10 protein-coding genes are annotated in these 13,635 nt (G+C 70.4%); 8 read left to right on the forward strand and 2 right to left on the reverse strand.

The features are described from left to right. Positions 1 to 87: 87 nt before the first annotated feature. Complete coding sequence (locus tag WMF34_RS00565) at positions 88 to 1,677, reverse strand: DUF2169 family type VI secretion system accessory protein (protein WP_437992068.1); 1,590 nt, start codon at positions 1,675 to 1,677, stop codon at positions 88 to 90. Positions 1,678 to 1,977: 300 nt separating this feature from the next. Between WMF34_RS00565 and WMF34_RS00570 the strand changes: the two genes are divergently transcribed. The 8 genes from WMF34_RS00570 to WMF34_RS00605 all read left to right on the forward strand — a co-directional run bounded on the left by WMF34_RS00570 (position 1,978) and on the right by WMF34_RS00605 (position 13,109). Continuing rightward, on the forward strand, positions 1,978 to 2,553 hold the full coding sequence (locus WMF34_RS00570; RefSeq protein ID WP_012232745.1) for a Uma2 family endonuclease: 576 nt from the start codon (positions 1,978 to 1,980) through the stop codon (positions 2,551 to 2,553). A gap of 92 nt (positions 2,554 to 2,645) precedes the next feature. Continuing rightward, positions 2,646 to 4,967 carry a YwqJ-related putative deaminase gene (locus tag WMF34_RS00575; RefSeq protein WP_437992069.1) on the forward strand — a complete coding sequence of 774 codons (2,322 nt, stop codon included), beginning with the start codon at positions 2,646 to 2,648 and terminating at the stop codon, positions 4,965 to 4,967. Next, entirely contained in the window at positions 4,964 to 6,256 is a 1,293-nt protein-coding gene (locus WMF34_RS00580; protein WP_437992070.1) for a hypothetical protein, read from the forward strand. The genes WMF34_RS00575 and WMF34_RS00580 overlap by 4 nt, the downstream gene beginning before the upstream one ends. A gap of 484 nt (positions 6,257 to 6,740) precedes the next feature. After that, positions 6,741 to 7,709 carry a hypothetical protein gene (locus WMF34_RS00585; RefSeq protein ID WP_044963597.1) on the forward strand — a complete coding sequence of 323 codons (969 nt, stop codon included), beginning with the start codon at positions 6,741 to 6,743 and terminating at the stop codon, positions 7,707 to 7,709. 394 nt (positions 7,710 to 8,103) lie between these two features. Further along, positions 8,104 to 9,138: a hypothetical protein gene (locus WMF34_RS00590; RefSeq protein WP_437992071.1), complete on the forward strand. Its 1,035-nt coding sequence runs from the start codon at positions 8,104 to 8,106 to the stop codon at positions 9,136 to 9,138. A gap of 101 nt (positions 9,139 to 9,239) precedes the next feature. Then, entirely contained in the window at positions 9,240 to 10,535 is a 1,296-nt protein-coding gene (locus WMF34_RS00595) for a hypothetical protein (protein ID WP_437992072.1), read from the forward strand. A 170-nt stretch (positions 10,536 to 10,705) separates the two neighbouring features. Beyond that, positions 10,706 to 12,403 carry an amidase gene (locus tag WMF34_RS00600; protein ID WP_437992073.1) on the forward strand — a complete coding sequence of 566 codons (1,698 nt, stop codon included), beginning with the start codon at positions 10,706 to 10,708 and terminating at the stop codon, positions 12,401 to 12,403. A 10-nt stretch (positions 12,404 to 12,413) separates the two neighbouring features. Then, positions 12,414 to 13,109 carry an acetoacetate decarboxylase family protein gene (locus WMF34_RS00605; protein WP_437992074.1) on the forward strand — a complete coding sequence of 232 codons (696 nt, stop codon included), beginning with the start codon at positions 12,414 to 12,416 and terminating at the stop codon, positions 13,107 to 13,109. Positions 13,110 to 13,173: 64 nt separating this feature from the next. Here the strand turns inward: WMF34_RS00605 and WMF34_RS00610 are convergent, their stop codons facing one another. Further along, positions 13,174 to 13,587: a PilZ domain-containing protein gene (locus tag WMF34_RS00610; protein WP_012232753.1), complete on the reverse strand. Its 414-nt coding sequence runs from the start codon at positions 13,585 to 13,587 to the stop codon at positions 13,174 to 13,176. Between the last annotated feature and the right edge of the window lie 48 nt (positions 13,588 to 13,635).

A 13,635-nucleotide genomic window follows, 5' to 3' on the forward strand; every position in this document is an offset into this window, starting at 1 on the left:
GCGGGGGCGCCGGGATGGCCGCGTGAGGGCTGCTGGCACCCTGCGCCGCCAGGGCTCGCTCGTCGGGGGTTCACGGGCATCGGAGCGTCAGCCTCGCCCCTTGCCGGTGCCGTACAGGAGCGCCCGCACATCGAGCTTCGCGGGGCGCTTCGGCGCTCCTGGGGGCGGCGGCTCCGGGGGCGGCGGTTCGGGAGGCGGCGTCGCCCAGGCGAAGGTGCCCCCCGCGGCCGCGGGGCTCGCCGGCTCCGGCGTGGGGACCGCAGGCGCTGCCGCGAAGCTCGCCGGCTCCGGCGTGGGGACCGCGGGCGCGGCCGCGCTGGCGGCGGGGGCGCTCGGCTCGGCCGGCGGCGGCGGATCGGCCGGCGGCGCGCGTGGCGGTTCGGCCGTGAAGGGAGTCGCCGGCTGGCGCGCCGCATGGATGCCGACGTCCCTCGGCATCTGCATCGTCCCCGACCTGCCGAGCGGAGCCTCGGGCGGCGATGGTGCAGGCCGTTTCGGCGGCGACGGCGAGGCGCCTGCGTGGTCCGGACGAAACGGCAGCGTCGCCGGGACCGCGAGCGCCGTGTCCGGCGCGATGTCCAGCGTCCCGGTGGGACCCATGCTCGCCGCGGCGGACAGCGCGACGGTCGACTCGAGGGCGGCGTCGTCCTCATCGCCCGCCGCGCCCGCGCGGGGCGCCGTCGCTCCGGCCCTGCTGACCGCGGCGCCCGGAGCGGGCCACGCGATCGGCTCGCCCGGGAGCTCGACGCCGGCGAGGATGCGCATGCGCGGGAGCACGTCCTCCGAGGGCACGGGGAAGCTGCCGCGCCACGTCACCGTGCAGCGCTGCTCGTCGCCGTCGATGCGCAGCACGTCGGCGCTCAGCGGGAGCTCCTGGTGCTCGGCGAGGCCGAGGCCCGCAAGGCCGTGGATGCGCGCGAATCCGCGCGCGCCGGGCAGGCGCATGCGCATGCGCGGCGCGCTCGGGTGCAGGCCGTCCATCACGATCCACTCGTCGCCGCGCAGGAAGTGCGTGCGCTGATCCGGCGGCGCCGCCTGGAAGTAGTCCCAGCTGAGCTCGTCCGGGATCTCGGGGATACCGCGCTCCAGCAGGGCGCGCGGGGTCGCCCCGAGGAGCCGCCGGCGGGCGGGGATGGCCTTCGAGAGCGGGCCGAAGCCAGCCACGCGCCTCGCGTCGACCGGATCGAGGATGTTCGGCTCGCCCGAGCCCTGCGGATGGCCCTCCCCGAACGGGTTGTCCGGGAAGCCGATCCCGCCAAAAGCGTGCTCGTAATCGATGGGGAGCCGCACGAAGCCGCCCCGCTTGCGGACCATCAGCGTCTTGTCCAGCAGCGTCCAGCTGCTCGAGAAGACTCCCAGCCGGACATGCGCCGCCTCGACGGGGCGGCCGTGCGGCGCATGCGCATGGCCCGTGAAGAGCACGTCGGCCTTGAGCAGGCGAGGGACCAGATCGGTCGTGAACCGGATGCTCCGCGAGAGGAGCCCGCCGTGATGGACCTCCTCCCGAATGATCTCCTGCGGCGCGATGCGCTGCATCATCGTGTCGCTGGCGAACCCGAAGGTGGCTTTCACCATCGCGGTCACCCAGAGCTTGCCCTTGAACCTCCATGCGAGGGCGGCGGCGGTCGCAGCGCCGATCGGCGTCGCGCTCACATGCGGAGGGCTGCTCGTCGCCATGGATCCACCAGCGATGAGACCCGCCCTCCGACGCTGCTGTCAAGCCATTGTGGCCGTCACGCGGCGCAGCGATCACCGGCCCAATCGGCGCGTCCGCGCATCGGCATTCTCGGCGGGAGATTCGATGTCATCGACGCACCGAGCGGAGCCTGCGAGCCGTTGAACCAGGTGCTGCCGTGCGGTCGCGATGGTGAGGAGGGCGCCGGAGACGCCGCCTTGCGGCGTCGGACGCGGAGGCCGCGCCCGAGCGCCCGCCACCCGCGGCGAACGCCGTGCGCTGTGCCATACTGCGTGGCCACGGTGGCCCCGGCACATCGCATCCACTACACGTACGCCGAGTACCTGGCCCTCGAGGCGTCCAGCAACGTCAAGCACGAGTACCTGGACGGCCAGATCTACGCGATGGCGGGAGGTACGCCCGAGCATGCCGCGCTCGCTGCGGCGGTCATCGGCCTCCTCTTCCTCGAGCTTCGCAGAGGTCGATGCCGTGCTTACGACGCCGCTCTTCGCGTGGGTGTGCCGTCGACAGGCCTCGCCACCTACCCCGACGTCACGGTCGTGTGTGGGCCGATCGAGCGCGACGCCCAGGACGAGCAAGCCGTGACGAACCCCACGCTCATCGTCGAGGTGCTGAGCCGCAGCACCGAGGAGTACGACCGTGGCGACAAGTTCGAACATTACAAGAGCCTCGCCTCCTTGCGCCAGTATGTCCTGGTGTCGCACCGGGAGCGCAGCGTGGAGGTGTGGACTCGCGACGTCGACGGCGACTTCACGTCTGCCATCGCGCGGGACGGCGACGTCGCGCACCTCGCGTCGATCGGCGCCCGGCTCGACGTCCGCGAGCTGTACGAGGCTGCGGCCGAGCCGGGGGCCTGAGGACGGCGCTATCGACAGGACGTTGTGACAACCTGGCGGTCGAGCGGAGCGACGGCACGCGCGTCTCGTACGCCTACGATCGAGAGCTCGACATGGTACGCATCGTCAACGAGGAGGGGGACGTGCACACCATCGAACGGGATCTCGAGGGTCGGATCCTCTCCGAGCGCACCTTCGACGGTCGCTTGCTGCGGTACAGGAATGACCAGGCAGGGCGGCTGTCGAGGATCACCTTCGACGATGGCGAATTCGTCGAGCTCGTCTATGACGAGCTCGATCGTCTGATTGCGCGTACCTTCTCGGACGACACATCCCACAGGCTGGAGTACGACGAGCGCGGGCGCCTCCTGGGCTTCGAGACGGAGGCCGTCAGCACGCTCTATACGTACGACGCGCGAGGGCGTTGCATCCGCGAGGACACGGAGCGGAAGGACGATCGCTCGTCCGCGACATCGCTCCGGCACGTCTACGACGCCGGCCTGCATCGCACGAAGGTGGAAGTGCTCGGCGCTTTCTCGATCGCCGCCCCGCGCGACACCGCCGGGCGATGCGCCGCGCTCGTCTTCTCGGATCTCTCGGGTGCCCAGGGTGCGAACCAGCCGATCGCGAGGTTCGCGTACGACCCGACGGACGGCGAGACGGGGCGCTTCTTCGCCGGCGGTGGCCGCATCGAGCTCACGAGGGACGCGCACGGCAACGTCCTCCGCTCGGCGGTCTTCGGCGGTGGCACTGCCGTCATCCGACCGGGCGAACCCATGTGGGTCGGCGCCCTGGCCGGCCCGGAGACCCTGCGGTTCGACTACCGATGGTCGCCTGCCGACGAGCTCCAGGTGCTCGCCGATCGCGATCGTGGGGCACAGTCCTTCCTGTACGACGCGCGCGGCCGAATCGCGCAGAAGCAGCATGAGGGGCGGGCCAGGACCGAGGACTACGTGCTCTCGCCGCGAGGCGACGTGCAGTGGATTGACGGCCGCGCGCAGTCCCACCTCAGCGGCGGCCGCCTCGTGACCACGAACGGCGCGGCCCTCACGTACGACGCGCGCGGCCGGCTCGTGAAGAAGGTGGAGGGCACCGCGGTGACCACCTACGCATGGAGCGCGCTCGGCCTGCTCTCGGGCATGACGCTGCCCGACGGCACGCGCCTCGAGTTCGTCTACGATGGGTTCGCGCGGCGGATCGAGAAGCGGGTGCTGCGGCGGGACGCGGCGATGGTGCGGCACCGCTACCGCTGGGATGGCGAGGACCTCCTGGAGGAGACGGTGGAGCGCCAGGCGAGCGCCACAGGCGCATCCGCGGCGTTCGCGCTGGTGGAGCGCCGGCGCTACGCGTACTCGCCGAGCTCGCCGGCGCCGGTCGCGCAGGCGATCGACACCGAGGCGGGCCCGGGCGCCTGGAAGTACTTCGTGCACCGGGACGGGGCGCCTGTGCCGCTCGGGCTCGTCAATGCTGACGGGAGCGTCGACCAGGTCTTCGAGACCGATGCGTACGGTCGGGTGATCGCGGGCGACGCGGCCGCCACGCTGGTCCGGTTCCCGGGGCACTGGTACGAGCCGGAGACGGGGCTCCACTACAACCGCTGGCGGTACTTCGATCCGGCGAGCGCGACGTACCTGAGCCCGGAACCGCTGGGGCTCGAAGGGGGGCTCGAAGCGTACGGGTATGTGAGCGGGAGGCCGCTCGCGCTGGTCGACCTGGATGGGCTGATGGGCTCCGACCTCAGCACCCGGCGCCTTCCGCAATCTCAAGGAGGCGGCACGCGGGAGTTCACCGGACAGTCAGCCCGCTACCGCAACCCTCAGGGCGAGGGGCCGCTGTACGATCTGCATCCTGCCGTCGCCGCTGCGCTCCCTCAAGACTCCGGGCGCGGCCAGGGCAGGGATCCGTCCTGGTGCTCCGAGCCCCATGCGATTAGCAACTATCTCCGTGACTACGAAGACCGAAATGGGGTGAGATGCGATCCGGGTACACCGGAAGGCCAGCGGCACCTTCGCCGCGCCTTGCGTCGCATGGGACCGATCGGAAGCACCGATGTGAATGGAACCGCATGCGCACCGTGTCCGAACTGCTCGCAGACCTTGGCTCGTTTGCATGCGCTGGCGGGCACAGGCCAGCAGCCCGAGACGATTCCCGCGTCACCCCCGAGAGGCGGACCGCCCCTCAACTTCAGGCCCGCAGGGGCGGGGGCACCGCTGGATCGCGCGCGGCAACAGGCCGCCCAGGGAAACACAGCGCCCCTGGACGACGCTCGCCGGGCCAATGCGACGCGGTACCGAGCGCAGCTCGAGGCTGAGCGGGCAGCAGGGCGCAATAATCTATCAAATGCGGAGATTCCGCGCCGCACCAATTGCGTGACCGGAATGACTCCGCGCGTCTTCGGAGGCACCGGGGAGAACAACGATTGGGGGCCGAGGTGAAAACTCGATTCAGCCATCCCCTGCTCGGAACCATCGAGAAAGGTGCGTTTAGCCCCCAGCTCCGATCCATCTGCGGGGCCAAGCAGCTCACGGCCTCCCTGGCGCAGCTGAACGAGGTGGCAGAAAGGCTCGAGCCGTGGCGTGCTCCGAGATTCGAGCTGCGCGCGCGTGTCGATCTCGGGAACTTCTATCCCAAGACGGGACCGGTCACCGCTCTCGACAAGACGAACGCTCTCGTCAAGGGCGTTGCTGGCCGGGTCGGCCAGGCGAGTCGCCAGTCTCGCCTGCACGGGTTCGTGTGGCATGTTTGCGACGGGGTGCTCGCATGGCGCGACGACGTGTTCTTGCGCGTGCTGGGCCCCACTGCGGCCAGCCTGCGGCCCTGGCTTGAAGAGTGTGCGGCCCTGCGGTTGCAGTGCGTCTTTCCGGTGGTGCGAGCGGCCGGCGAGTCGCCTATCGCACCGGAGTCTGGCTGGATCGAGTTTCGTGACGATTTCGTCGATGCGACTGGGCGAGCAGCCCTGGACAACGAAGCCTGGCACCTGGATCTCCCGCTTGCGGCGCGAGATAAGCGATTTCGGCAGAGCGTGGTCGGGTTTCTCTGCGCAACCGTAGATCCAGCGTCGAGGACGCTTCCGTTGTCACCCCGCGTGAAAGAGGCGGCATCGCGTTGGCTCTGCCGGCTGCACGATCCCGGCGACCCCGTGCGGCTCGCCTCGTGGATGCTGGAGAACGGCGGTAGCGAGGCGCTCGCCAGAGCGGCAGAAGACGCCGAGAGCTCGTTTGGCGGCCTGCGCAGCGTCGATCGGATCCAGCGCTTCGGCGGGATGCTGATGCTCGATCGTGCCCTCGCCGAGGGGAGCGTCGCGGAGTGGCCTATTCAGGAGACTCCCGGCGGCCCTGCGATTCTCCTGAGCCAGGATGACCTCGACAACCAGGATACGCTCGCTTGTATGACAAGGGATGGCAGTATGTGGGCATACGATTTCAGCTGGGGCGAGTGGGAGCGCACGAGCGACTCCGTGCGCACGTTCGTCGCCCGCATTGCGCTGTGGGGACACCCCAAAGAAGTGCCGACCCATGTCGCGCTGTCGCCGCTTGGCCGTGAGCTCTCCCGGGCGCTCGGCCTGAGCGAGGTCGAAGAGGCTAGCGACTCCATCGGCACGTTCTACGCCGGCGAGGCGGCGCTGGTGTTCGAGCGGAGGCGACCCGACCGAACCGTGACGCGCATGCGCGAGCTGCGCCCAGAGGCAGTGCTTGCCTGGGACGAACTCACCTCGTCTGTCTGAGGTGCCGCGGTCCATGAACGCGAACTGCTCGCAGAAGCTAGCTCGCGCGCACTGGTGGGCATGGGCCAGCTGCGTGGGAAGATTCCCAAGTCGTCCCCGAAAGGCGGACCCGCACTTCGGCTTCAGGTCTGCGGCGACGGGGACACTCCTGGCTCCCGCGCGGCAACAGGCTACCGGGGAGAGCGCAGCAGCCCTGGACGACGCTCGTCGGGCCAACGTGACGTGGTATTCACAGTAAATCGAGGAAGCTGTGATCTCACCGCAGACGCTACAGAGGCCCGATTTCCCTGCGCTCCCTGGCGTCCCATCCAGGGATCGCGAGCGGCTCCGTTCGCGCTTCGCGGGTTGGGAGGACTGCTACCTCGCCTGCACGGGCGCCCCCACCGTCGCTCGCGATGAGATCCTCGACGCCGTCCGCGCACGTGGTGGTGATGTGCCATCTGCTTCGGAGACGTGTGGTTCATTCAGATGGTATGAGGGCTCCGTGCTGGTCACCGAGAGCCGGGACACGTGGTGCCTTTACGCACGAAGCGCCGAGCGACTCATCCCCTGGATCCAGGCTTTCGGCGAGCGGCATCCACACAAGCCGATCTGGTTCCCTGCCTACTCGGCCGTGCTCGCCGAGGGCGAACCAGTGGAAGGCGAGGGGCTATCGTTCGACGACCGGGAGCCGGGCGTCGAGGGATCCTTTGGGGTGTGCAATGGCAGCGCGGCCGTCCGCTACCGCCTCCCTGGCGGAGGGGTATCGCTGGGGCTCGGGAAACGAGCGATCGCACGCTTGCATTCTCCGTGGCAATCGTCGTTTAACGACGTGACCACGGCCCCGCGGTTCGTGGTCGTCAACAACGACGGCATCCCCGCTTTCCTCGCATGGTTCCACGCACAGGGAGCATCGTCCCGCCTTGGCGATGCCGTCTCGGAAGCGCTCGGCCTCGCGCACGGCGTCCGGCGGTTCGATCGAACTGCCATGTGCGGTCCTGTGCTCTGCCACGCTGAGTTCTTCGCGGGCGCGGCTTCCGCGCAGGCGTTCGAATCGCCGCTCCTCGTCTCCGGCGACGCCTGGCTTCCGCCTGGTGGGCCATCGCGATTGCTGGTCGGCTACTGGGACATCGGGACGTCTGACGCGTTCGTCTATCTCGGTGAGGACCGCCGTATCCACCGGTACGCGTTCGAGGAGGGCCTGTGGTCCATCTCGGCATCGAGCTACGCCGCCTACGTCGAGCGAATCCTTCGCTTCGATGCGAGGGTGGCAGCCACGCGCGAGTCGGATCTCCCGATGAATGAACTCTGCGAGCGCCTGGGGCTCGTGATCGACCCGATTGGAACGGACGACTGCGCCTCATTGGCGATCTCTGCCGATCTCGTAGCATTCCAGCGCTCCGGTGAGCGAGCGCTGTTGAAGTGCTTCACCCCGCAAGCCGAGGCACGGGTGTGCGAGACCCTCGCGGGGTAGGTCCTCCGTTGCGGCGGTTTCCGCTCCCTTTAGCGGCACGGCAGAGCATGCTCCCCGTCGGCGGGCGTGCGTACGCCTGGCCCGACCAGGAGCGCCGAGCGAGCCACCCGCCGATCCCCCGCCATCACTCGTCGGGGTCCTGGAGGCCACGCCTGTGATGTTCAAGGAGCGCGACGATCTACCGAGCGCCCCGGGGCTCGAGAATCTGGGACCACTGGGCTCACTCGCCCTGTACAACGGGGCGGCGGTGCGCGTTCCACTCGCCGGGAACCCCTTCGAACCGCGACCTCCGGTGCCCGTTGACGATCCGGCTGTCCTCCGCGAGGCAGCGCGGCTGGTCTCCGAGGGGCTCGTGCTCCGCGAGCGCCACAACCACGGGGCGCAGGGAGCGCTCATGACCACGTGGGTCGAAGGCACGTTGGGACCGCCGTGCGCAGTTCGCTCGATCGGGCGTTCGGAGCAATTGCTCTGGTTCGAAGGCGCGATCGTCCTGCTGCTGCGCGACGCGCTGACGGTGGCGTGCGCGACCAGCGAGCGACTTCGGGCTTTGCTCGCACACCCCCTGCCGCGTGGCCTCTCGCCCACGCCGGCGAGGTACTCGTACGGCTCAATCGCCGGTGTTCCGCCGCGGGGGCCGCTGCTCGGGTCGGTGGACCACATGGATAGATACTTCCCAGAGGCGTTCGAGCTGTACGAGACAGCGACCGGTTGCTGGATTCGCGGGGTGCTCGACGGCGCTTTCGAGACGCAGTTCCACATGACGGCTGGTGGGAGCATTGCCACGGTTCCGCGTCATCCCGATCGATTCGCGGGCGCCAGCTCGTTCGGAGAGTGGCAGCCTGGTCTGCGGAATCGTGATGGTCTGCGCGCACAGCTCGAGCGATACCGGGCATCGGAGGCGCTTGCCAACGCTGTCTTCGCTGTGGACGAGCTCGTGGGGGGCTTCCGCGGGCAGAGGGGAATTTCACTCGTCGCCCCATGGGCGGCGGGCGCAATCCGGGAACGGACCGCGCCTGGCATCTGGTCTGAGCCAGTCCATCCTTACAACGGCGCCTGGTTCATCGGTTGGATTGAGAACTCGTCGGTGCGCACGAGCCTGTATGTCGATGAGGCGGGCGGCGTGTGGGCCTCGTGGCAGGAGCCGGACGACGACGATGTGCAATTGCGCCTGGTGGGCACGAGCGTCGGGCGCTGGTTCGAGCGCCAAGTCTACCTTCTCGAGAACGGCTACGCATCGGAGGCCACATGCCGTTCGGAGGAGGTGCTGCCCCACGGACTCAGTCTCCGCGGAGACCTCTCTGACGCTGCAGCGCAGGTCTGCGTGGACGGAGATGCCGTCTGGCTCGTCGAGGAGTGCGGCATTCAGCGAATGTCCCGATGCGTGTCCAGCGTGTCGGACGTGCTGGCCATCGCAGAACGCTTCAGATAGAGGTGGCTCGGATGCCGAGATTGTGTGCCGCGTCAGTCGAGTGGCCAGAATGACGCCGGGTATCTTCGGAGGACCGGCCAGAACAACGACTGGGGGCCGACGTGAAGCCTCGATTCAGCCATCTCCTCCTCGGAACGGTCGAGAAGGGCATGTTCAGCCCCAAGCTCCGATCCATCTGCGGAACCAAACAGCTCACGGCGTCCGTTGCCCAGTTGAACGAGGTGGCGGAGAGGCTCGAGCCATGGCGTTCGCCGAAGTTCGAGCTGCGCGTGCGTGCCGATCTCGGTAACTTCTACGCCGAGACGGGACGGGTTACCGCGCTCGACAAGACGAACACCCTCGTCAAGGGCGTGGCTCGCCGGATCGGCCAGGCGAGTCGCCAATCTCGCCTGCACGGGTTCGTGTGGCACGTCTGCGACGGGGTGCTCGCCCTGCGCAATGACGTGTTCTTGCGGGTGCTGGGGCCCACGGCGACCAGCCTGCGGCCGTGGCTCGAAGAGTGCGCGGCCCTGCGGTTACAGTGCGTCTTTCCGGTGGTGCGAGCGGCCGGCGAGTCGCCTATCGCTCCGGCGTCTGGCTGGATCGAGTTTCGCGACGATCTCGTCGATGCGACCGGGCGAGCAGCCCTGGACAACGGAGCCTGGCATCTGGACCTCCCGCTTGCGGCGCCAGATAAGCGATTTCGGCAGAGCGTGGTCGGGTTTCTCTGCGCAACCGTAGATCAAGCGTCGAGGACGCTTCCATTGTCACCCCGCGTGAGAGAGGCGGCATCGCGTTGGCTGTGCCGGCTGCACGATCCCGGCGACCCCGCGCGGCTCGCCTCGTGGGTGCTGGAGAACGGTGGCAGCGAGGCGCTCGCCAGGGTGGCAGAAGACGCCGAGCGCTCGTTCGGCGGTCTGCGCAGCGTCGACCGGATCCAGCGCTTCGGCGGGATCCAGATGCTCGATCGTGCCCTCGCCGAGGGGAGCGTCGCAGAGTGGCCGCTTCAGCAGACGCCGGATGGCCCCGCGATCCTTGTGAGCCCGCGAGACATCGACAACCCCGACACCCTCGCATGCGTGACGGAGGACGGCAGGATGTGGGCCTATGGGTTCGGCTGGGACGAGTGGGAGCGAACGAGCGACTCGGTGCGCGCTTTCGTCTCCCGCATTGCGTTGTGGGGACACCCCAAGGAAGTGCCGGTTCATGTCTCGCGCTCGTCGCACGGTCGTGAGCTCGCGCAGGCGCTCGGCCTGGACGAGGTGGAAGAGGCGACCGACTCGACCGGCACGTTCTACGCCGGTGACGCGGCGCTGGTGTTCGAGCGGAGGCTGTCCGAGGGGCGCGCAGTGACGTGGTTGCGCGAGCTGCGCCCCGAGTCGGTGGGTGCCTGGGACGACCTCACCTCGTCTGCCTGAGCTCCGGGTCGCGGCGGCCGACGTCCCAGGCCCTCCCACGCGCGGATCGACGAGGAACGACGACCGGTCCCGCTACCGACGACACGCAGCTACGGCGTGATCTCGCGGACTCGCGGAGCACCCTGACCATGAGCGCCGCGCCCCCCGGCCCGTCGAGTAAGCTGCGGCGCATGAAGGTCCCCCGACTCACCGGCCGCGCGCTCACCGCGGCGCGCCTCGCCGCCGAGGCGCCCGGATCCTCCGCCGCGCTCCGGGAGGTGATGAAGCGCAGCCTGGGCATCGATCGCCTCGCCTCGCTTCCGGACGCCTTCCGCGACGACGTCCCCGCAGAGGCGCGCCCCCTCCAGGCCGCGCCGCCGCGGCGCTGGGAGGACGCCGGGCTCGGCGCGCCCCCCGTCCGCGACTGGCCCAGGCCCTCGGTCGCCTACGCGGCGGCCTACCGCAAGGGCGCCACCACCCCGCTCCGCGTCGCCGAGCGCGCGCTCTCGGCCCTCGAGGCGCTCGCGGCCGAGCGCCCGTGCATGAACATCGCCGTCGCCACCTCGCGCGAGGCGACGCTCAGGGACGCCGACGCCTCGACCGCACGCCACGCCGCCGGGCGGCCGCGCGGGCTGCTCGACGGCGTGCCCCTGCTCGTCAAGGACGAGTTCGACGTCGAGGGCCTCCCGACCACGCTCGGCTCGCCCTGCGGCCCCCAGCCGCCCGCGCCGCGCGACGCCGCCGTGGTCGCGCGGCTCCGGCAGGCGGGCGCCGTGTTCCTCTGCAAGACCGTGCTCACCGAGTGGGGCATGTCGCCGATCGGCAACAGCGTCCACCAGCGCATGCCCCACAACCCGCACAACAAGGAGCGCGCCGCGGGCGGCTCCTCCACCGGCTCCGCCGTCGGCGTGGCGCTCGGGCTCGCGCCGCTCGCGGCCAGCGGCGACGGCGGCGGATCCATCCGGGCGCCCGCCGCGCTGAACGGCGTCTTCGGCATCAAGCCGACCTTCGGCCGCGTCAGCCGCGCCGGCGACGGCTTCAAGGGCTCGGTCGCCCACGCAGGGCCGATCGCCAGCAGCACGGCCGATCTCGCGCGCTTCCTCGACGCCGTCGCCAGCGAGCCCGACCCCGACGACGACCTCACCGCATGGGCGCCCCCGCCGCCCCCCGGAGGCTTCGGCGCGCGCCTCGGCGCCGGCGTGCGCGGCCTGCGCATCGGCGTCGACGAGGCGGAGTGGCGCGACGCCTCCACCCCGGTCGCGAGCGTGTGCTGGGGGGCGCTGCGCGCGCTCGAGCGCGAGGGCGCGACCCTCGTGGACGTGAAGATCCCCCTCGCCAGGCACGCGGCCTCCATCGGCTACCTCGTCATCGGCCCCGAGTCGCTCGCGGCGTTCCAGCGCGCCTGGAGGGAGCAGCGCGACCTCATCAGCGAGGACCTGCGCGTCACCTTCAGCCTCCTCTCGGGCGTCACCGCGCTCGAGCAGATCGACGCCGCGCGGCTGCGCGCGGGCATGCGGCGCGAGGTGGCGCGCGCCCTCGCCGGCGTCGACGTCCTCGCGCTCCCGACGACGGCGATCACCGCGCCCCCTTACGCGCAGGCCGAGGAAGGGCGCGCCTTCCTGGATCCCGTCGCCCTCGACGGCATGTGCCGCTTCGCCTTCCTTGGCAACCTCACCGGCCTCCCCGCCGGCACGGCGCCCGTCGGCGTCGACGCCGAGCGCCTGCCCATCGGCCTGCAGATCCTCGGCGACGCGTGGGACGAAGCGGCCGTCCTCGCCGTCCTCGCCCACCTCGAGCGATCGGAGCTCGCGAGCGCGCGGCGCCCCCCGGGGGCGATCGATCTGCTCGAGGTCCCTGATCCCGTCGAGCCCGAGGAGAGGTCGCGATGAGGAGGTCGTGATGAGCCAGAGCGCCGGAGGTCATCCTCCCGACGTGAAGCCAGCGCCGGCGCCGTGGACGCTTTCTGGCGATGCAACCATCGTGATGCTCGAGCTCCCGGAGCGGCTGCGCAAGGAGCAGAGCTTCATCCCGGAGGCGCTCCGCCCCCGCTTCGAGGGGCGCTACAGCCTGCTGATGGCGCTCGACTACACGTCGTCGAACGTGGGGCCTTATCGCGAGCTCCTGTTCATCCCCGGGCGCTTCCGCACGCGCCGCGGCCTCTGCTGGTCCATCAGCAAGATCTACGTCAGCTCGTGGGACAGCGTGGTGAACGGGCAGCTCAACTGGGGTATCCCCAAGGAGCACGCCGATTTCGAGATCGCGCGCGAGGCGGACGGGAGCGAGCGCTTCCGTGCGTCGCAGGGCGGCGACGTCTTCGCCGATCTGCGCTTCGCGGCCGCGGGCCCGAGCCTGCCCGCCTCGAGCGCGCTCGTGCCCGCGCGCCTCCGCCGCCTGGTGCACCACCGCGACGGGCACGACCATTTCTGCGCGCCGACCGCGCGCGGGAGCGCCCGCCACGCGCGCCTGCTCGAGGCGCGCGTCGATCCGGCGCGCATGCCGCGCGTCGACGAGGGCCGCGTGGTGTTCGCCGTCCGGCTCTCCGGCTTCCAGGCCGGGTTCCCGGTCGCCGACGTCGAGCCCCATCGCTCGCTCTGATCGCTCACCGCGTGGAGCTGCCCCGCAGCGGCGTCAGGGCCGCTCGGTCGATCGAGCGTGCGGATCAGCTGAGCGCGATCATCGCGGCCGTCGCCGCGTAGTCGACGCGCTGCGCGCGGTAGGGGTACGTCGGCGGGAAATGCTCGAGCGCCGCGCGGAGGCGCCGGCTCGACGCCCTGTCGAGCGGGTCGAAGCGCAGGCCCACGGCGCGCCCCGGGTCGCCCAGGCGCCGGCCGTGGAGCGTGCGCGCGATCGTCGCCGTCGCGTCGATCCAGACGCTCGTGTCCGGGATCCGGAACGAGACGATCACCGGCTCACCCGTGAGCGGGCGGGCGCTCGTCAGCACGAGCATGCCGTCGATCGACAGGTCGATCGCCCGGGTCCCGAGCAGCCGGAAGCCCCGCTCGCGCACGGCCTGGCACTCCACGATCGCAGCGCGGCGCGTGGCGCGGCGCTCGCTGGCGAGCAGCATCTCCATGGTCGTTCTCCTTGGCGCGGTACGCTACGGAGGACGGCTACAGTTGGA

Source organism: Sorangium sp. So ce145 (genome assembly GCF_051525985.1).
GTDB classification, from domain to species: Bacteria; Myxococcota_A; Polyangia; order Polyangiales; family Polyangiaceae; genus Sorangium; species Sorangium cellulosum_B.